At 69.5% G+C, this 19,653-nt stretch carries 16 protein-coding genes and 2 pseudogenes; 8 read left to right on the top strand and 10 right to left on the bottom strand.

Features of this window, described 5'->3' with window-relative positions; genetic code table 11:
- Positions 1 to 184: 184 nt before the first annotated feature.
- Positions 185 to 313, bottom strand: a complete 129-nt coding sequence (locus BMZ82_RS24745; protein ID WP_371271300.1) for a hypothetical protein — start codon at positions 311 to 313, stop codon at positions 185 to 187.
- Positions 314 to 420: 107 nt separating this feature from the next.
- Positions 421 to 867 carry a VOC family protein gene (locus BMZ82_RS24740; protein ID WP_093779403.1) on the bottom strand — a complete coding sequence of 149 codons (447 nt, stop codon included), beginning with the start codon at positions 865 to 867 and terminating at the stop codon, positions 421 to 423.
- 231 nt (positions 868 to 1,098) lie between these two features.
- Between BMZ82_RS24740 and BMZ82_RS24735 the strand changes: the two genes are divergently transcribed.
- A complete protein-coding gene (locus BMZ82_RS24735) occupies positions 1,099 to 1,422 on the top strand; it encodes an antibiotic biosynthesis monooxygenase family protein (protein WP_093779402.1) in 324 nt (107 codons plus the stop codon).
- 65 nt (positions 1,423 to 1,487) lie between these two features.
- Here the strand turns inward: BMZ82_RS24735 and BMZ82_RS24730 are convergent.
- Positions 1,488 to 2,573 (bottom strand): annotated as a pseudogene (locus BMZ82_RS24730) (chitinase); the annotation flags it as partial.
- A gap of 266 nt (positions 2,574 to 2,839) precedes the next feature.
- Between BMZ82_RS24730 and sigJ the strand changes: the two are divergent.
- The gene (gene sigJ / locus BMZ82_RS24725) at positions 2,840 to 3,766 is read left to right on the top strand and encodes an RNA polymerase sigma factor SigJ (RefSeq protein WP_093779398.1); all 927 of its coding nucleotides are present in this window, start codon (positions 2,840 to 2,842) and stop codon (positions 3,764 to 3,766) included.
- Positions 3,767 to 3,778: 12 nt separating this feature from the next.
- On the opposite strand, the gene BMZ82_RS24720 is transcribed toward sigJ, so the two are convergent.
- Entirely contained in the window at positions 3,779 to 4,519 is a 741-nt protein-coding gene (locus BMZ82_RS24720) for an SDR family oxidoreductase (RefSeq protein WP_093779396.1), read from the bottom strand.
- A 312-nt stretch (positions 4,520 to 4,831) separates the two neighbouring features.
- Here BMZ82_RS24720 and BMZ82_RS24715 point away from each other — a divergent pair, with 312 nt between their 5' ends.
- Positions 4,832 to 6,385, top strand: coding sequence for a glycoside hydrolase family 43 protein (locus tag BMZ82_RS24715; protein ID WP_093779394.1), 1,554 nt, complete (start codon positions 4,832 to 4,834; stop codon positions 6,383 to 6,385).
- Between the two features lie 12 nt (positions 6,386 to 6,397).
- Positions 6,398 to 8,161: a cellulase family glycosylhydrolase gene (locus BMZ82_RS24710; protein ID WP_093779392.1), complete on the top strand. Its 1,764-nt coding sequence runs from the start codon at positions 6,398 to 6,400 to the stop codon at positions 8,159 to 8,161.
- An 82-nt stretch (positions 8,162 to 8,243) separates the two neighbouring features.
- Here the strand turns inward: BMZ82_RS24710 and BMZ82_RS24705 are convergent, their stop codons facing one another.
- The 3 genes from BMZ82_RS24705 to yicI all read right to left on the bottom strand — a co-directional run bounded on the left by BMZ82_RS24705 (position 8,244) and on the right by yicI (position 12,321).
- Positions 8,244 to 9,107, bottom strand: a complete 864-nt coding sequence (locus tag BMZ82_RS24705; RefSeq protein WP_256252080.1) for an ABC transporter permease — start codon at positions 9,105 to 9,107, stop codon at positions 8,244 to 8,246.
- Complete coding sequence (locus BMZ82_RS24700) at positions 9,104 to 9,955, bottom strand: ABC transporter ATP-binding protein (RefSeq protein ID WP_371271299.1); 852 nt, start codon at positions 9,953 to 9,955, stop codon at positions 9,104 to 9,106. Before BMZ82_RS24700 ends, BMZ82_RS24705 begins: the two co-directional genes overlap by 4 nt.
- 128 nt (positions 9,956 to 10,083) lie before the next feature.
- A complete protein-coding gene (gene yicI / locus BMZ82_RS24695) occupies positions 10,084 to 12,321 on the bottom strand; it encodes an alpha-xylosidase (protein WP_093779390.1) in 2,238 nt (745 codons plus the stop codon).
- Positions 12,322 to 12,604: 283 nt separating this feature from the next.
- Here yicI and BMZ82_RS24690 point away from each other — a divergent pair, with 283 nt between their 5' ends.
- The 4 genes and pseudogenes from BMZ82_RS24690 to BMZ82_RS24675 all read left to right on the top strand — a co-directional run bounded on the left by BMZ82_RS24690 (position 12,605) and on the right by BMZ82_RS24675 (position 17,575).
- Entirely contained in the window at positions 12,605 to 14,281 is a 1,677-nt protein-coding gene (locus BMZ82_RS24690; protein WP_093779388.1) for an extracellular solute-binding protein, read from the top strand.
- Complete coding sequence (locus BMZ82_RS24685) at positions 14,281 to 15,324, top strand: ABC transporter permease (protein ID WP_093779386.1); 1,044 nt, start codon at positions 14,281 to 14,283, stop codon at positions 15,322 to 15,324. Before BMZ82_RS24690 ends, BMZ82_RS24685 begins: the two co-directional genes overlap by 1 nt.
- Positions 15,321 to 16,247, top strand: coding sequence for a carbohydrate ABC transporter permease (locus BMZ82_RS24680; protein WP_093779384.1), 927 nt, complete (start codon positions 15,321 to 15,323; stop codon positions 16,245 to 16,247). The genes BMZ82_RS24685 and BMZ82_RS24680 overlap by 4 nt, the downstream gene beginning before the upstream one ends.
- 75 nt (positions 16,248 to 16,322) lie before the next feature.
- Positions 16,323 to 17,575: pseudogene (locus BMZ82_RS24675) on the top strand (MFS transporter).
- A gap of 30 nt (positions 17,576 to 17,605) precedes the next feature.
- Here the strand turns inward: BMZ82_RS24675 and BMZ82_RS24670 are convergent.
- The 3 genes from BMZ82_RS24670 to BMZ82_RS40845 form a co-directional block, all read right to left on the bottom strand.
- Positions 17,606 to 18,019, bottom strand: a complete 414-nt coding sequence (locus BMZ82_RS24670) for a hypothetical protein (protein WP_371271298.1) — start codon at positions 18,017 to 18,019, stop codon at positions 17,606 to 17,608.
- Positions 18,020 to 18,150: 131 nt separating this feature from the next.
- The gene (locus tag BMZ82_RS24665; protein WP_093779382.1) at positions 18,151 to 19,374 is read right to left on the bottom strand and encodes an aminotransferase class V-fold PLP-dependent enzyme; all 1,224 of its coding nucleotides are present in this window, start codon (positions 19,372 to 19,374) and stop codon (positions 18,151 to 18,153) included.
- 32 nt (positions 19,375 to 19,406) lie between these two features.
- On the bottom strand, positions 19,407 to 19,583 hold the full coding sequence (locus tag BMZ82_RS40845; protein WP_177244641.1) for a hypothetical protein: 177 nt from the start codon (positions 19,581 to 19,583) through the stop codon (positions 19,407 to 19,409).
- Positions 19,584 to 19,653 lie beyond the last annotated feature (70 nt).

Here is a 19,653-nt window from a genome sequence, read left to right as displayed (position 1 = left end):
TACTCATCCAATCTTCACAGCGCCCGCTGGGCGGGGGCAGCAGGACTCGCCCTCCCCCGTCTCACGGACATGCCTGACACACGTCGGAACACCGGCAGCCGCCGGGGAGAGGAGGGGGAGAGAAACAGAAAGAGGAAGAAGGGCAAGGGCGAGAAAAGGAACAAAAGGGATGGCGATTACGCCGTCAGCCGGCCATCGCCGCGATGAGGCTCGCGGGCCGCAGGTCCGTCCACTTCTCCTCGACGTACGCCCGACACGCGTCCCGCGCGTCCTGCCCGTACACCGCGCCGCCTGCGTCGTCAAAAGGGTTCACGGTGGGCTGCTTCCTCCAGTCGAACCATGGAACGTCGTGCACTACCCAGCATTGGCGCCAAGCGGAGCAACGACATCCGCAATCTCCACCGTTACGCCACACATCCCTCACACATGCGGCGACGCGTCCCCGTGCTGTCGTGGTGGGTCGATCGCCACGAGTTCGATCTCGAAGCCGTCGCCGTTCTCCAGATAGGCGGCGTAGTGCTGCGCGCCGCCCGCGTGCGGATGCCGGTCGGGGAACATCAGACACCAGCCGTGCCGGGTCGCGTCGGTCGCCAACTGTTCGACCGCCATGGCGTCTTCGACGTGAAAGGCAAGGTGGTTCAGTCCTGGCCGGCAGCGGTCGTGGCGGTCGGCGGCGAGGGCCGGCGACTGCTCAAGGACCAGGTAGGTCGTGCCGAGCCGCCAACTGCGTCCGTTGTGCCAGCTCTGGAAGAGGGTGTGGCCCAGGGCCTCCAGCAGCCAGCCGAGCGAGGCGACCGCGCGGTCGAGGTCCGGCACCCACAGTTCGATGTGGTGCAACGTGCCATGGGTGGGCGGGGGCCGGTTCACGCCGCCACCGCCTCGGGACGCTCGACGGCGGCCTCGTCGACGCGCTTCGCGTCGATCCGCAGAGCCTTCTCCTCGATCTCCCCGGCCACGGTCGTCACCCTCCACGCCTCATGGACGTCGTTACGCACGACGCACGACCAGCCCCTGCCGCACTGTAATCCGCCCGAACCGGAGGGGTGTCGCGTAGGGGTCGCGCGCCGGCTCGGTGGCTGTGGGAGGCAGGATGGGGGCATGAGCGTAGTGAAGATCAACGTACTGACCGTCCCGGCGGAGCAGCGGGAGACCCTTGAGTCGCGGTTCGCCGCCCGCGCCGACTCCGTCGCGGACTCGGACGGCTTCGAGTGGTTCGAGCTCCTGCGCCCGGTCGAGGGCACCGACACCTATCTCGTCTACACGCGGTGGCGTGACGAGGAGTCGTTCCAGGCCTGGCTCAAGGGCCCGATGAAGGCGGCGCACCAGGGCGGCGAGCAGGGGGAACGGCCCAAGCCCGCGGCTTCCGCGTCCACCCTCTGGTCCTTCGAGGTGGCACAGCAGGCAGCGCCGAAGGGCGAGTAGTCCGTCTCGACGACGGCACCTCCCGCCCGTCCAGAGGGGGGAGGTGCCGTCGCCTGGGGCCGTTACGGGCGGGTGGCGCCGCTCGTGAACGGCTCGAAGGCGTGGCTGAAGTGCCAGGTGTCCTGGGCGATTCCGGAGCACGAGTTGGCGCCGCCGGTGCCCACGCAGCCGCCGTTGTCGCGCTGGAGTGCCCAGAAGGAGAGGGTGTTGATCTTCTGGGCCGCGGCCCACTTCTCCACGGTGAACGCGTCCTGCGTGGTGAAGGTCTCCTCGGGGCCGAAGTCGTCGATGCCGGGCATCTCGATGACGCCGATCATGTTCCACAGCCGCGCGGAGCTCGTCTTCGGGTGGAGCGCGGCCAGTTGAGCGTGCAGACCGGTGGCGGCCTTCTCCGTGTCGGCCGCCATGTCGTGGGTGGCGCCGTCGTAGTAGTCGAACGTCATGAGGTTGACGACGTCCACGCGCGCCCCGTTGTCGACGGCGTTCTGCAGCAGAGCCAGGCCGTTGGCCCCGAGGCCGGACGTGGAGGTCGGCAGGGTGTAGGAGAACTGCACGCTGCGGCCGGTGCGCTCGGCCCAGCGCTGCACCTTGGCGATCGCCTTGTTACGGCGGTCGATTCCGGCCGCGTTGTTGATGGAGTCACCCTCGACGTCGAGGTCGATCCGGCTCACGCCGTACGTCGTGACGAGGCTCTCGTACACCTTGGCGATGGCGTCGACGTCGGTGCAACTGTCCGCCAGCTCGGTGCCGGTGGTGTCCGCGGTCCAGCCGCCGAAGGACGGGATGACGTTGCCGCCGCGCGCCTGGATCGTGGCGATGTCGGGGCCGAAGGTGCTCCGGGAGATGGGCTGGTCGGCCTGGCCGTTCCAGTACGCGGTGCACGAGCCCGCCGTGGCCGTCTGGAGGAAGGCCAGCGTGAGGTACTTGTTGCCCGAGGCGGCGGCGAGCGCGGCCGGGCTCTCGCCGGTCCACGCCTCGAAGTAGGGCGCCGCCACATGGGCCGGCATGGGCTTGCCGAAGGCCGGGAGCGGGTGCGGCGCGGCGAGCGCGTCCCCTCCCCCGAGCACGACGAGCCCGCCGGTCACGGCGGACACGCTCAGACAGGACAGCAACGTACGAAGAAGACCAGGTCGTCTCACTGACGCTCCCATGGGATAAGGGCCGAAGGGCAGGCGGGGACAGCGGAAGGACAGAACTGCGGGGGGGTGGGCGAGCAGGAACCATATTTGGACTAGACCACTTAACTGTCAAGGTTCTTTACAGTTCGGCCCGGTCGGTAAGGCGGGAACGCGACCCGCAAACACGGTCGCGTCGGCGCGGCCGCCGTAGAATCCCGGCGGGCGGGCCGCCCTCGTCCTCGTCGCCGGACCGCGCCCGTCCGAGGGCACGCCGGCAGACCTGCGGAGGTATCGGCATCGTGGACGCGCAACAGCCGCTCACCGACGACTCGCTGGACGAAGCGGCGGACGCGTTCCAACGGCTGCGTCCACGGCTGTTCGGCATCGCCTACCGCATCCTGGGCAGCGTCTCCGAGGCCGAGGACGTCGTACAGGACGTGTGGGTGCGCTGGCAGGGCACCGACCGGAGCGGCGTGCTGGACACCGGGGCGTTCCTGGCGAAGATCACCACCCGGCTGGCGATCAACGTCGCCCAGTCGGCGCGGGTCAGGCGTGAGGCGTACGTGGGGCCGTGGCTGCCGGAGCCGGTGGACACCAGTGTGGATCCGCAGGTCGGCGCGGAGCGCGGCGAGGCGCTGGAGTTGGCCGTGCTGCTGGTCCTGGAGAAGCTGAATCCCGTGGAGCGGGCGGCCTATGTGCTGCGGGAGGCGTTCGACTATCCGTACGACGACATCGCGGGCATGCTCCGATTGAGCCAGGCCAACACGCGGCAGATCGTGAGCCGGGCCCGTAAGCGGCTGTCCGCCGAGCGCCGCGATCCCGTCGACACCGCCGAACACCGGCGGCTGCTCGACGCCTTCGTCGCGGCGGCGCAGCACGGTGACGTCGCCGCGCTCGAGCACGTGCTGTCCGCCGATGTCGTCGCCTACGCAGACGGAAACGGCATACGCGGCGTGGCACGGCTGGAGGTCGCGGGGGCCCGGCGCGTCGCCAGGATCAGCGCCTTCGCCAAGAAGTTCTTCCCCGACGCCGACTACGGCGTCGCCGAGGCCAACGGCCTGCCCAGCCTTCTGCTCACCAAGGGCAGCGTCGCCGTCGCCTTGGTGAGCGTCACCGTGGGACCGGACGGCATCGACGGGCTGTACTGGGTCCTGGCGCCCGACAAACTGAGTGCCTACGAGCAGTCGGCACGCAGACTCACCGTCCGGCCCCGACAGACCGGGTGAGGGTGGGCGCGGTCAGTTCCGCTTGAGCCAGTCCTCGTAGCGGGTGGCCGCGAGGTGCGCCGTTTCGTCGCCGATGAGGACCCCGTCGGGCATGCTCGCGAACAGGCCGGCGTTCTCGTCGGTGACCACGGTGCGGCCGTCCGGCTTCGCCGCCAGGGTGATCTCGCCGAGGCGGTCGAGCCGGTGGACCTCGGGGCCCGCGATGTTGCGCACGCCGTACGACGGTTCACCCTGCGCCGCCTCGGCGACGGCGGCGGCGACATCGGCGGAGGCGATCGGACGCAGTCGCGTGGGAGGCAGGTGCACCTCGACGCCCTGGGCGGACATGCCCATCACCGGTGCGATGAACTCGAAGAACTGGGCGGCGCGCACGATGCTGTACGGGACGCCGCCGTCGCGCACCGCCTCCTCCTGGGCGACCTTGGCCCGGTAGTAGCCGTAGTCGGGTACCTGGTCGACGCCGACGATGGAGAGCGTCACGTGGTGGCGGACATCCGCTTCCTTCTCCGCCGCGATCAGGTGCTGCGCCGAGCGGGTGAAGAAGTCCAGCGCCGCCTCGTCTTCGAAGGACGGGGAGTTCGACACGTCCACGACCACGTCCGCCCCCTTCAGAGCCTGCGCCAGACCCTGGCCGGTGAGGGTGTCGACGCCCGTGGAGGGAGCGGCCGCCACGACCTCGTGACCACCGTCGCGCAGCAACGCGACCACCTGCGAGCCGATGAGACCCGTACCGCCGACGACCACGATCTTCATCACTGTCCGTCTCCGTTCGTTGTTGGCTGTTGACTGTCTGCTGCCTGCTGTTCGCTGTCTGACGGGTACCGGCGACGGCCCGCCGGACCCCGTGCTGCAACGCGCACACCTACAAGACAAGGCAGCACCCAGGTCTGTGACAACCGCACGACCCGCCCCGCCCCGCGCCATCGTCGAAGCGCATCACTACCGATATTGACGGTGTTCTGGCTCTTGCTCTGCAACAACCCGCTTATTACTCTCCACAGGAATCGAAGCGCTTCAACAGGTGTTTCAGCAGGATTCACCACGTGGCGAGACGGGATGGCTGTCATGTCGGTCCAGCAGCAGGCGGGCAGGGGCACCGTCACCGTCGCCAATCCGGTGATCCCCGGGTTCCATCCCGATCCGAGTGTCTGCCGGGTGGGCGACGACTACTACCTGGCGTGCTCCAGCTTCGAGTACTTCCCCGGCGTGCCCCTCTTCCACAGCCGCGACCTGGTGCACTGGACGCAGCTCGGCAACGCGCTCGACCGGCCGAGTCAACTGTCCATCCCCGTGGGGACGCCGTCGTCCGGCGGGATCTACGCACCGACGCTCCGCCATCACGACGGCCGGTTCTGGCTGATCGTCACCAATGTCTGCGAGGGCGGCGGCAATCTGCTGGTCACCGCCACCGACCCGACCGGACCCTGGTCCGACCCGGTCCGGCTGCCCGGTGTCACCGGCATCGACCCCGATCTCGCCTGGGACGAGGACGGCACCTGCTGGTGCACGTTCGCCGGGATACAGCAGGTCCGTATCGACCCGTACACCGGGGAGACGTTCGGGCCGGTCCGCCCGCTCTGGTCCGGCACGCCCGGCGCCAAGTACCCGGAGGCGCCGCACCTGTACCGGATCGGCGACCACTGGTATCTGCTGATCGCCGAAGGTGGCACCGAGCGCGGCCACGGGGTCTCGGTCGCCCGATCCGGCTCCCCCACCGGCCCCTTCGAGCCGTGCCCGGCCAACCCGATCCTGACCCACCGCAGCCTCGAACACCCCGTGCAGAACACCGGCCACGCCGATCTGGTGCAGGCGCCCGACGGTTCGTGGTGGCTGGTGCTGCTCGGCGTACGGCCGCTCGGCGGCACCCCCGGCTGGCACGTGCTCGGCCGGGAGACCTTCCTCGCCCCGGTGAGCTGGGCGGACGGCTGGCCGGTCGTCGACGCGTTGCGAACCGCCATGCCCACGCCCGCGTGGCCGCTCCAGCCCGGCCCGGTCGTGTCGAACCGCGACGACTTCGACCTCAGTGAGCCGCAGCCCTGCTGGGTGTCACCGCGTCAGCGTTCCGCCGAGCACTGCACGACGAAGGAGCGCGCCGGCTGGCTGACCCTGCGCGCCCCCGACACCCACGGCGCACGCAGCAGTTCCCTGGACGACGCCGACGCCGTGTTCGTCGGCCGGAGGCAGCAACATCTGTCGTGCCGGGTGCGCACGTTGGTCGATCCCGGGGCCGGGTCCGGCGGGCTCGCGGTCCGGTTCGACGAGGAGCACCACTACGACATCGAGGCGGGAGCGGGAGAGGTGCGGGTGATCGCCCGGATCGGTCCGCTGCGCACCCTCGTGGCGTCCCGTCCCGTGCCGGCCGGGCCCGTGGTGCTCGGCGTCGACGTGACCGCCACGCAGACGCCCCGCGACGCGCGTTCCGGCCCCGACACCCTCTCCTTCGGCGTCGAGGAACCGGACGGCGCGTTCACCGTGCTCGGCGTCCTCGACGGCCGGTACCTGTCCACCGAAGTGGCCGGCGGCTTCACCGGCCGGGTCATCGGCATGTACGCCGCGACCGGCACCGTCCACTTCGACTGGTTCGACTACGAGCCGCTCGACCTTCCCACTTCCCAGTGAGAGGAACGGGACATGAGGAATACGAGAGACACCAGGGACACGAGACGGGTACGGCTCCGCTACGGGCGCGTGGCGATGCTTCTGCTGGCGCTGCTCGCGGCGCTCGGTCTCGCCGTCGGCACCGCGTTCGCCGCCCCCGAACACGCCTCAACTGCCGGTAGGGGCAAGGTGGTTCCGGTTAACGCGATGGACGCCGTGGCCGCCATGCAGCCGAGTTGGAACCTGGGCAACACCCTGGACGCCATCCCCGACGAGACGTCCTGGGGCAACCCGCTGACCACGAAGGCGACGTTCGACGCCGTGAAGGCGCAGGGCTTCCGCAGTGTCCGGATCCCTGTCACCTGGAGCAACCACCAGTCGGCGACGGCCCCTTACACGATCGACGCGACCTACCTGAGCCGGGTCAAGCAGGTGGTCGACCTGGCGTTGGCCGACAACCTGTATGTCGTGCTCAACGTCCATCACGACTCGTGGCAGTGGATCAACAAGATGGCCACCGACCACGATCAGGTGCTGGCCCGTTTCAACGCGACCTGGGACCAGATCGCCACCAAGTTCCGTGACTCGTCACGCCAGTTACTCTTCGAGAGCGTCAACGAACCCGTCTTCGACAACGCCACCGATGCCCAGAAGACCCAACTGCTCAACGAGTTGAACACGTCGTTCCACACCATCGTGCGCCAGAAGGGCGGCGCGAACGCGACCCGGTTCCTCGTTCTGCCCACCCAGGCCTCGTCACCGGACGACCAGCGTGTCATGGACGAACTGGCCACCACCATCAGCTCGTTGAACGATGCCAACCTCGTCGCGACCGTGCACTACTACAGCTTCTGGCCGTTCAGCGTGAACATCGCGGGCTACACCCGGTTCGACGCGGAGGTGCAGAAGAACCTCACCGACACGTTCGCCCGGATGCACGACACGTTCGTCGCGAAGGGCGTGCCCGTCTACCTCGGTGAGTACAGCCTGCTCAGCTACCCCGACTACACGCGCGCCAACGACATCGTCGAGCGGGGCGAGGCCCTGAAGTACTTCGAGGCGGTCGGTTACGCGGCACGGGTCAACGGGGTCACCACCGCGCTGTGGGACGCGGGTTCGTTCCTGAACCGCAACACGCTCCAGTGGCGGTACGCCACCCTGTCCGCGCAGATCAAGTCGAGCTGGACGACCCGCTCGGGCACCGCCTCCTCCGACCGGGTGTTCGTCCCGAAGACCGGCGCGATCACGGCCAAGACCCTCACCCTGAACCTCAACGGCACGACGTTCCAGGGGCTTTGGCAGGGCAGCACCCGGCTCACGCAAGGCCGGGACTACACCGTGTCGGGCAGTCAGCTCACCCTGACGGCGGCCGCCCTCACCCGGCTGACCGGCAACCGGGACTACGGCGTCAACGCGACGCTCCAGGCGCGGTTCTCCTCCGGGGTCCCCTGGCAGCTCGACGTGATCACATACGACACCCCGGTCCTGTCCCAGGCCAGCGGTACGACCAACTCCTTTGCCGTTCCCACCCAGTTCCGGGGCGACACTCTGGCGACCATGGAGGCCAAGTACGCCGACGGCCGCAACGCCGGTCCCGCCGACTGGACTTCGTACCAGCAGTTCGACACCGCCTTCGCCCCGGACTACAGCGGCAACGCCCTCACCCTCACCCCCGCCTTCCTCAACGCGGTCGGCGACGGCACACCGGTCACGCTCACCTTCCACTTCTGGAGCGGCACGACCGTGACGTACCACGTGACGAAGTCGGGAGGGACGGTCACGGGCACGACGTCCTGAGCACGACGTCCTCAATACTCCGTCGCCGCGTGCGACCGGGGCCGGGATCCGTTGGCGGATCCCGGCCCCCACCCCCGTGTGCTCAGTAGGCGGTCTTGGCCACTCGCTTGCGTTCGCGTTCCGAGAGGCTGCTTCCGGACTCCCTGCGGGCCATCCGCTGGAGCAGCCGGGGGGCCAGGGCGAGTCCGGCGAGTGCCCAGAGCGCGAGCATGCCCGCGACGGCCGGGTGCTGCCAACTACCGCCCAGTTCAAGGGCTTTGGCGTTGTCCGGGAGGAGCGCCGAGCGGACGCCCTGGGCGATCCAGCGCAGCGGGAAGACGGACACGAGGTTCTGAAGCCAGTCCGGCATCTCGCGCAGCGGCGTGAACGTGCCGGACGTGACCATCAGGGCCAGCATCGGCAGCATGTAGATGCCGAGCGCTTCCCGTGCGGCGGGCAGTAGGGAGCCGATGGCCGCCCCGATCGGCACGACGGCCATGATGCCCAGGGCGACGACCCAGACGAGCGTCAGCCAGCGCTGCGGCGAGTGCGGCAGGCCGGTCCCCAGGAGCACCCGACCGCCCAGCAGCAACAGCGCGACGGACACGGCGATGTTGACGAGGACGAACAGGATCTTCGCCGTGACATAGGCGGTCATCGCGCCGGGCACTCCGCGCAGCCGCAGCAGTGTGCCGTCCTCGCGGTCCCCGAACAGGAACTGAGGGACCGTCAGCAGACCAAACATGAAGATCGTGGAGCCGACGCCACCGGCCAGGGAGAGCTGGGCCATCGCGTCGTCGCCGTCGCCCGACTGCCAGTAGGCGACCCCGAGGAAGGCCAGCGGAGTCGACAGGTACGTGTAGATGTCCTTGCCGCTGCGCAGCACTTGGCGCAGTTCGATGACGCCGCGCGACAGACCGAGTCGGTACGGGTTCGGGCGGGACGGGTTCGTGCCGGACGCGTTCACGCGGCGGCCTCCTCGCGGTCGGTGCCCACGGTTGCGTCGGCGTCGGCCACCATGCGGAGGTAGGTGTCCTCCAGGGTCGGGCGGCGCACTTCCAGGTCGGGGATCGGGCCTTCGAACCGCTGGTGCAGTTCCCAGACCAACTGGGAGGGATCCGAGGTGAGTTGTCGCCGCGAGGTGCCGTCGGCGTCCGTCCAGACGACGTCGGAACGGGTGCGTGCGGCGGCCGAGAGTTCGGCGAGCGTGCCGCAGGCGGTGATCCTGCCGGACTGCAATATGCCGATGCGGTCGGCGAGTTGCTGGGCCTCGCCCATGTCGTGGGTGGTGAGCAGCATCGTCGTACCGAGGTCGTCCCGCAGCCCTCGGACGAGGTCGTGGAAGCCGCGCCGCGCCTCGGGGTCGAAGCCGGTGGTCGGCTCGTCGAGGAAGACGAGTTCCGGCCGTCCGACGATGCCCAGGGCGACGTCGAGGCGGCGGCGCTGGCCGCCGGAGAGGGTGCTCACCTGCTGGGCGGACTGCACGGTGAGGCCCACCAGGCCGAGGAGTTCGGCCGGCTCGAAGGGGTGGGCGTAGTAGCGCGCGAAGTGGCCCAGCAGGTCCCCGACCCGCCAGCGGCCGTGGTCGCGGTTGGCCTGGAGGACGATGCCGATCCTGGCCCGCCACCCGGCGTCCTCCCGTGCGGGATCCCGGCCCAGGACGTCGACATCGCCTCCGGAGCGCCCCCGGTAGCCCTCGAGGATCTCGATCGTGGTGCTCTTGCCCGCACCGTTGGGCCCGAGCAGCGCGAACAACTCACCCTGGTGGACGTCGAGATCGAGTCCGTCCAGCACATCACGGGTCCCGTAGCGCATCCGGAGCCCCCTGACGCGGATCGCGGTTTCCTGTTCTCGCGGTGACATCGCTTCCTTCCCCCCGGCGCGGTCTCTTTACCTCGACATTACCTGGAGGGTTCGATGCCACGGCAACGGGGGCCGCCGCGTTACAACTCCCGTACCTCATACGGCAGTTCCGTGCCCGTCAGTGCCACCCGCACCGCCCCTTCGCCACCGTCCCCTCCCCCGTTTCGGGTCAGTCGGTACGTGGCTGCCGGGTTTCCGGCGTGGTCCGGGACCGTCACCGTGACGTCGTCGGCGTCCGGGGTCACGAGGAGGGTGAGGCCGTCGAGCCAGTCGCCGTCCGGGCGTCGGTCGTCGGCGGACATCGGGAGTACCGCGCCCGGGCGGACGTACAGCGGGAGGCTGTCGAAGCCGTGGGTCTCGTGGCACCAGGCCGGGCCCTGGACGCGCTCGCCGGTCAGGAGGTGGGTCCAGGTGCCCTCGGGGAGGTAGAACTCGACCTCGCCGTCGGCGGTGAAGACCGGGGCCACGAGGAGGTCGGGGCCGAGCAGGTACTGCCGGTCGAGGGTGCGGCAGGTCGGGTCGTCGGGGAAGTCGAGCAGCATCGGCCGCATGACCGGGACGCCCGTACGGTGGGCCTCGACGGCGGCGGCGTACAGGTACGGCATGAGGCGGTGCTTGAGCAGGGTGAACTGCCGTGCCACGTCGACCGCTTCGTCGCCGAAGGCCCACGGCACCCGGTAGGAGACGTTGCCGTGCAGTCGACTGTGGGAGGACAACAGGCCGAAGGCCAGCCAGCGTTTGAAGACCGCCGGGTCGGGCGTGCCCTCGAAGCCGCCGATGTCGTGCGACCAGAAGCCGAAGCCGGACAGCGACAACGACAGTCCGCCGCGCAGGGATTCGGCCATCGCCGTGAACGACGCGAAGCAGTCGCCGCCCCAGTGCACGGGGAACTGCTGCCCGCCGGCCGTCGCCGAACGGGCGAAGACGACGGCCCCGCCCGCGCCGCGCTCCTTCTCCAGCAGCTCGAAGACGGTGCGGTTGTAGAGGTGCGCGTAGTAGTTGTGCATGCGCTCGGGGTCGGAGCCGTCGTGCCAGACGACGTCGGTCGGCACCCGCTCCCCGAAGTCCGTCTTGAAACTGTCGACGCCCTGGTCGAGCAGCCGGCGCAGTTTGCCCGCGTACCATTCGCGGGCGGCCGGGTTCGTGAAGTCGACGAGTGCCATGCCGGGTTGCCACAGGTCCCACTGCCACACGTCGCCGTTGGGCCGCCGTACGAGGTACCCGGCCGCCGCGCCCTCCTCGAACAGGGCGGACTTCTGGGCGATGTAGGGGTTGATCCACATGCTGATGCGCAGGCCCCGGTCCTTGAGGCGGCGCAGCATGCCCTCCGGGTCGGGGAAGACGTCGGCGTCCCACTCGAAGTCCGACCACTGGTACTCGCGCATCCAGAAGCAGTCGAAGTGGAAAACGGACAGCGGGATGTCGCGTTCGGCCATGCCGTCGACGAAGGACGTCACCGTCGCCTCGTCGTACTCCGTGCAGAAGGACGTCGTCAGCCACAGGCCGAACGACCAGGCGGGCGGCAGGGCCGGGCGGCCGGTGAGCGCGGTGTAGCGGCGCAGTACGTCCTTCGGGGTGGGGCCCGCGACGACGTAGAACTCGACGGACTGGTCCTCGACGCTGAACTGGAGCCGGCCGACGGACTCCGAGCCGATCTCGTAGCTCACCTTGCCCGGGTGGTTGACGAGGACGCCGTAGCCGCGCGAGGAGAGGTGGAACGGGATGTTCTTGTAGGCCAGTTCGCTGCTGGTGCCGCCGTCGGCCTGCCAGATGTCGACGGTCTGGCCGTTCTTGACGAACGGGGTGAAGCGTTCGCCGAGGCCGTAGATCTGCTCGCCGACGCCGAGGGCGAGCTGCGTGACCATGTGGTGGGCGCCGTCGGGGGTGGTGGCGAAGCCGGCGCCCTTGCTCTCGACTGCCGTGAGACGGCGGCCTGTCGACGTGTCGTGGAACTCCATGCCCCACTCCCCCGCCGTGTCGAGACGGACGCTCAGCGGGCCGGTGGTCAGCTCGGTGACCGTGCCGTGCCGGGTCACCCGGGCCCCGCTGCCGCCCTCGGCGGGCAGCAGTTCGAAGTCGGGGCCGCGCCGGACCCGCCCCGCGTGGTGCGTGAGGCGTACGCCGATGACGCCCTCGGCGGGCGCGAAGCAGTCGACCGTGATGAGCGGCTGGTTGAGGGTGTCACCCCGGTCCCGGACGTGCCGTACGGCGGCGTACGCGGTGAAGCGGTCCTCGGCCGCCCGGATCTGGCGGACCTGGGTCGCGTACGAGGTGCGGACCCCTTCCCGCATCAGCCAGAAACCGTCGGTGAACTTCATGCGGTGGTCCCCCGTGGGGTGAAGGCGCTTCATCGACTGGCAAAGCGACCGGCGGAGTGGCTGCTGGAACGACTGGCGGAACGGCTACGGGAACAACTGCTGGAGCGAATCCTCGAAGCGCTTCGATGCTCCGTACTGGGCCTGCCAGGTGTCAAGTGGGCATGAAAACTCCGTTCAGGAATTCTGCGCATCCACCTTGTGACACCCAAAGCGGTCACTTAATCTCACTGCAACATCGAAGCGCTTCGACGATGCTCGACGCGTTCCCCGAAGGGTTGCCGCAATGACGCCGAACTCGCCCTCCGCTCCCGCCCCCAGCCGGAGAGGTTTCCTCGCCTCCACCGCAGTCGCCGCAGCGGCGGTGGCCGGCGGGATGCCGCTGCTCGCCGCCTGCGGCGGGTCGGAGAACAAGGACCGGGAAGGCACCACCGCCGGCAAGGCGGCCCAGAAGCTGCTGCCCACGTTCGTCGCCAGCGCGCTGGCCACGCCGGACCTGCCGTCGAAGAACGGCTCGGCGGCCGGCTACACCGGCAAGGTCGACCTGGCGAAACTGGTCACCTCGGTCCCGGACAAGCTCGGCACCGGCGCACCCTTCAAGATCATGTCCCCGTTCTGGGGCTCCCCGCCGAAGGCCGGCTGCGCCTACTACACCGCGCTCGACGCGGCGGCGGGCACCAAGGTCACCTGGCAGAACCAGGACGGCACCACGTACGGCGAGAAGCTCGGCGCCGTCCTCGCCGGCAGCTCGATACCCGACATGGTGGTGGTGCCGAGCTGGGAGCTGACCGGGAAGATCCCGAGCGCGGTCACCTCGAAGTTCATGGACCTCGGCCCCTACCTCGCGGGCGACAAGGTCAAGAAGTACCCGAACCTCGCCGCGATCCCCTCCGACTCCTGGCGTATGAGCATCTTCGGGGGCGCGCTGCGCGGCATCCCGATGCCCGCCGCCAGTTCGACGTTCATCGTGCCGTACTACCGCAAGGACATCTTCGACAAGAAGGGCTACTCCGTCCCCAAGTCGCCGGAGGAGTTCCTGACTTGGGCGAAGGAGGCGACGAGCGCCAAGGCCCGGGTGTACGCCTGCGGCGACAACATGATCTGGACCGCCTTCAACGTCTTCGGGGTCCGCTCGTCCGGGTCGCTCGGCTGGAACCTGGCCGACGGCAAGCTGACGTACCGCATCGAGCAGCCCGAGTACCTGGAAGCGCTGGAGTGGACCCGCAAGCTGTTCGACGCGGGCGTCGTGCACCCCGACGACCGGGCCCGCTCGGGCGACTCGGGCCAGCGGTTCACGGCGGGCCAGGTCCTGATGTTCAACAGCGACCTCTCCGCCTGGTACGTCAAGACGGCCGAACAGGCCGCGTCCCACCCGGACTTCGCGATCGACGGCATGGACCTCTTCGGCGCGGACGGCGGCGCACCGAAGCTGTACGCGAGCCAGCCCGCCACCATCTGGTCGTTCATCCGCAAGGGCGCTTCGAAGGCGACGGTCGAGAACGCGCTGGCCGCCGCCGACTTCGCCGCCGCGCCCTACGGCACCAAGGAGCGGATGCTCGTCGACTACGGCGTCGAGGGCACCCACTACACGGTCAAGGACGGCGTCCCGGTCAAGAACGACCTGGGCAACTCGGAGGTCATCAACGCCTGGGTGATGCTGGCCGCGCCGGCCCCCTACCTCGCCCACCCCGACTTCCCCGAGGTCGCCCGCAAGCAGGTCGAGTGGCAGCAGCGGATGGGCGCCTTCGTCTCGAAGACCTCCACCTACGGCATGAACATCGTCGAGCCGTCCCGCTACGCCAACCTCGCCACGCCGTTCGAGCAGTTGGAGATCGACTACGTGCGCGGCAACCGGAAGCTGTCCGACGTGCAGGGCGCCATCTCCACCTGGAAGTCCTCCGGCGGCGACAAGCTGCGCGCCTGGTACCAGCAGCTCCTCGACCAGAACGGCAGCGGCAACTGATGTCCCTCACGGCCGGAAACAGGGCCGGCACGGCCAAGGGCGCCGAGCCTGCCGGGGATTCGGAGGTCGCCACGGCGGGCGGCGACGTCGACGTCTCATGGAAGCGGAAGAGGGGCCGGGTGCCCTGGCGGATCCGGCTGCGCCGCGACCGCGCGCTCGTCCTGATGACGCTGCCCGCCATCGCGCTGGTCCTGCTCTTCAACTACATTCCGCTGCTCGGCAACGTCGTCGCGTTCCAGGACTACGACCCGTACGTCTCCGGCAACGGCGTCACGGCGATCTTCCACAGCCCGTGGGTGGGCGTGGAGCAGTTCTCCCGGATGGTCGACGACCCGCTGTTCTGGGGCGCGGCGAAGAACACCATCGTCTTGTTCACGCTCCAACTGGTGCTGTTCTTCCCGGTCCCCGTCGCGCTCGCGCTGCTCATCAACAGCGTGGTGCGGCCCCGGGTGCGGGCCGTGGCGCAGGCGATCATGTATCTGCCGCACTTCTTCTCGTGGGTCCTCGTGGTCACCGTGTTCCAGCAGGTGTTCGGCGGGGCGGGCATCATCGCGCAGACCCTCTCCGACCACGGGTGGTCCGGCTTCGACCTGATGACGAACGCGGACCTGTTCAAGTACCTGGTCACCGCGCAGGCCGTGTGGAAGGACGCCGGCTGGGGGATCATCGTCTTCCTCGCCGCGCTGGCCGCCGTCAGCACCGACCTGTACGAGGCCGCCGCGATGGACGGGGCGGGGCGCTGGCGCCGTATGTGGCACGTGACGCTGCCGGCACTGCGGCCGGTGATCGCGCTGCTGCTCGTGCTGCGGGTGGGGGACGCGCTCAGTGTGGGCTTCGAGCAGTTCCTGCTCCAGCGCGACGCGGTCGGCGCGGGCGCCAGCGAGGTCCTCGACACGTATGTGTGGAACGTCGGCATCCAGAACGGCGACTTCAGTTACGCGGCCGCCGTCGGCCTCGTCAAGGGACTCATCGGAGTCGTACTCGTCCTGGGCGCGAACAAGTTCGCGCATCTGCTGGGCGAGCAGGGGGTGTACCAGAAGTGAGCCTCAACACGCAGCTCGTCCGCAGTCTCCGGGCGCCGGCCCGGCCCGTGTGGGAGGAGCCGCCGGGCAAGGCGGGACTCACCCTCAAGGGCGGCTTCCTCGCGCTGGCCTGCCTCGGCGTGCTCGCCCCGCTGTGGATCGTGATCGTCACCAGTCTCTCCCCGAAGCCGGTGATCGACCGGGTCGGCGGTCTGGTGGTGATCCCGCAGGGCATCACCTTCGTCAACTACACGGAGCTGCTGGGCGGCGGCCAGGTCAGCCGGGCGATGCTGGTCTCGACCGGGGTCACCCTCGTCGGCACGCTGTTCTCGATGACGGTGTCCGTGCTCGCGGCGTACGGTCTGTCGCGGCCGGGCAGCCTCGGGCACCGGTTCCTGCTGATGACCCTGATGGCGACCATGTTCTTCGGGGCCGGCCTCATCCCGACATACCTGCTCGTGCAGTCGCTCGGCCTCACCGACTCCTATCTGTCCCTGATCCTGCCGAGCGCGGTCAGCGTCTTCAACATCCTTGTCCTGCGGGCCTTCTTCATGGGGATCTCCCCCGAACTCACCGAGTCCGCGCGCATCGACGGGGCGAGCGACCTGCGCATCCTGCTGACCGTCGTCATGCCGCTGTCACGGGCGGTGCTGGCCGTCATCTCCCTTTTCTACGCGGTCGGTTACTGGAGCGCCTGGTTCAACGCCTCCATCTATCTCACCGACCAGCAGATGATGCCGCTCCAGAACGTGCTCATCCAGTTGGTCCAGAAGAACACCGAAGCGCCGACCGGCCTTCAACAGGCGGTCCGCACGGGTCAACTCTCGGCGCTGGGACTCCAGATGGCCGTCATGGTCCTCGCCCTGGTCCCCGTGGCGATCGCCTCCCCCTTCGTACAACGCCACTTCAAAAAGGGCATGCTCACAGGAGCGGTGAAGGGCTGACGCCCCGTACTTCCGGCAGCCCACGAACCCAGCGGCGACGGCTACGTCGAACGCCGCCCTGGGTACGCTCCGTTCATGCCGCGCCTGGTGAACGTCCCTGGGTACCTACGCTTTTGGACCGCCTCCGCCGTCTCGGCCTTCGGCTCACAGGTCTCCGGGCTGGCCCTGCAGATCCTCACGTCACACTGAGCGCATCGGCCACACAAGTGGGCCTGGTCAACGCGGTCCGCTGGGCGCCCTACTTGCTCTTCGGCCTCGTGGCCGGAGTGCTGGTGGATCGCTGCCGGCGCAAGCCGATGATGGTCGCCATGGATCTCGGCAGGGCTGTCCTGCTCGGTGCGATCCCCCTGCTGTACGCGCTGGACGGGCTCAGCATCACTGCCCTGTGCCTGTGCGTCTTCGCGTTCGGGGTGCTCTGCCTGTTCTTCGAGGCGGCCAACCAGTCGTACGTGCCACGGCTGGTGCCCAAGGAGCTCCTCAACTCGGGGTACGCCCGGCTGGAACAAGCCAATGCGGCAGCCGGTTCGACCGGTCCGCTGATCGCCGGCGTGCTGATCAGGTTCATCGGTGCCCCGCTCGCCGTGCTGGTGGACGCGGCCAGTTATCTGGTGTCCGGTCTGCTGCTCGCCTCGGTGAAGGCACACGATCCCGTACCCGATCCGGGTGCGCGGCGCAGCCTGGGCGGTGAGCTGCGGGAAGGGGTGGCCTGGGTGTATCGCCATCGGACACTGGCGTCCATCGCGTTGACCTCGCACGCGATGCTTCTGTTCAACACCGTCGTGAGCACGGTCTTCGTGGTCTTCGCCCTGCACGAGCTGAAGATCGGGGCCTTCGGCCTGGGGGTCACGTACGCCTGTGCGGGAGCCGGTGGGATTCTCGGTGGTGCGCTCTCCGCGCGGGTGGTGAGAAGGCTGGACGTCGGTGCCACCTTGATCGTGTTCCGCGTCGTCGCCGCCGTCGGCTGGCTGCCCCTCGTCGTCGCCGCGCGTGGAGCGTGGGCGCTGCCCGCCGTGTCGCTGGCGTTCTTCGTGGTGTCGCTGGCCATCTCCGTCGAAAGCCCGGTGGAGATGAGCTATCGCCAATCGGTGACGCCCGATCGGCTGCGGGGGCGGATGAACGCCACCATCCGCTCGTTCAACTGGGGAATGGTGGCGGTGGGCGCGCCGCTCGGCGGACTGCTCGCCGATCAGGTCGGCTACCGGTTCGCCCTGGGGGTGGGGCTGTGTGGAGCGGTCGCCCAGGCGCTCGCACTCGCGGTCTCCCCTACCCGGGACGCCCGCGCCGCCGACGAAGGCGAAGACGAACTCGAGCCGGTGGCGCATGCGTAGGACACGGCCGCTCCGCGCGCCGGCCATCGCTCACGCCGCGCGTCTCCTCGTCCCCGTCGTCCGCACCGGGGCGGGTGCAGGGGCAGGGGTGGGTGTGGGGCGGCGGGTCGAGGTCGGGGTGTGGGTCGGGTGGGCTCGGTAGGTCGTCTTCGTGGGGTCTTTGACGGGCTCTCCGAGCGTGATGCGGCCCGCCGCGTACAGTTCGTCGCACTCGGCGGTGGGGAGCGCGACGTAGCAGCCTCCGCGGCCGGCTTCGGCGTCCAACGGCCGCCAGTAGCCGTACACACGGCGTCCGCTGGCGTGCTCGGTGACGAACACGGGGGTGCGCGGATCGGAGACGATGCGCAGGACGTCGGCTCCGGCGCTGCTCAGCGGTACGGCGGGGCGGCGCGCGGCGAAGCGTATGTCGAGGGACTGCTGCTGGTCGGCGGTGGGCGGCATCATCGGTGACCTTTCCTGGGCAGGGACACGAGACCGTCTACCCTGCCGAGCGGAAGTTGATCTCACCTGAGGCATCCTGCAGCACGGCACTGACAACGGCCCGCCCCTCGGCCCCGGTCAGCCTGCGTCCGCCGTTACGCGCGGGCCCACTTCTCGACGACGGGCACGCAGGTCTCCGCGAAGTACTCGTAATCCTCAGGGGTGTTGTAGACGTGGGCGGACAGCCGGAGGTAGCCGAGGCCGTCGAAGCTGGTGAACGCGGCTTCCACACCCAGCTCGGCGGTCGCCCGGTCGCGCAGGGCGTCCGCCGCGACCCGGCTGGTGCCGAGGCCCTCGGGCAGGCGGACCAGGCGCATGCCGGGGACGGGCATCCCGACATCCACGGGGTCCGGATCCACCGGGGTGCCGGTCCTGCCGAAGGCGGCCGCGACGACTTGAGCGCCGTAATCCGCCAGCTCGTCCATGTACCGGCGGGCGGTGTCCCAGCCCCAGGTGTCGTCGATGAAGTCCAGGGCCGTGGGCGCGGCCAGACAGCCCGTGGCGTCGAGCGTGCCCTGATGGTCGAAGCGGTCCGGGAAGGGTTCGGCCGCGCCCCACGAGTCGATCAGCGGGTGCAGGTCCCCGCGCAGCGGCCCTCGGGCGACGAGCGCCGCCGTGCCGCGCGGGGCGCAGCCCCATTTGTGGAGGTTGCCGACCCAGGCGTCGCAGACCAGCCCGTCCAGGGGCGCGGCGAGCAGGCCGGGGGCGTGCGCGCCGTCGACGAGCAGGGTGATCCCGCGCCGAGCGGCTTCGACTCCGACGCGTTCGGCCGGCATCAGCCGTGCCGTCGCGGAGGTGATCTGGTCCAGGACGATGAGCGTCACATCGTCGTCGATCTCCGCCATCACCGCCTGGTACGCCTGCTCGGCGTCGGCCGCCAGGGGTACCCGGGCGGTGCGTACGCCGGTCCCCCAGCGGGCGGCGAGCCGCTGCGCGCCCATGGTGACCGCGCCGTAGCCATGGTCGGTGACCAGGATGTCTGCGCCGGGCCGGGCGGCCAGCGCCGCGTAGACGACGCTGACACCGGCGCTGGCGTTCGGCACGAGGGCCAGGTCCGCGCTGTCGGTCCGCAGGTGAGCGGCGACGGCTGCGCGGGTCGCGGCCATCCGCCCGGGCAGCGCCGGGAACCACGCGACCGGGGCGCGTTCCATCTCGGCCCGCAGTGCGTTCTGCCGCTCCTGCGCCACGCGTGGGACAGCGCCGAACGAGCCGTGGTTGAGATGCCTGCGCCGGGCGTCGAGCGTCCAGGCCGCCATCGCGGGCCGCCCGTCGCGCAGCGTCAACGGCCGGGGCGCGGCGGCGACTTCACCCTCGTACATAAGACTCGGCGGCTTCGGCGGCCTCGGCGGCTTCAGGAGAAGAACGACCGCTGCGCCGGCGGGCCGGGGGCGAAGGAGGACGGGGCGTTCATGACCCGGTCCAGGTCGCGCTTGATGCGTTCGGCCTCGCCGCGCACCTGGGCGGGCACGTCACCGCGCTCGCTGATGAGGCGATGGTAGATCGGAGTGTCGTCGAAGACGGAGATCACCGAGGCTCTGCTTTCATGGACGGTCGCTGTCGAGACGTCGCCCGACGGCTCAACAGCGGGGCCGTTGGCG

The organism is Streptomyces sp. yr375 (assembly GCF_900110755.1).
Taxonomy (GTDB): domain Bacteria; phylum Actinomycetota; class Actinomycetes; order Streptomycetales; family Streptomycetaceae; genus Streptomyces.
The sequence above is the reverse complement of the archived record's forward strand: the minus strand, read 5'-3'. Positions and strand labels throughout refer to the sequence as shown.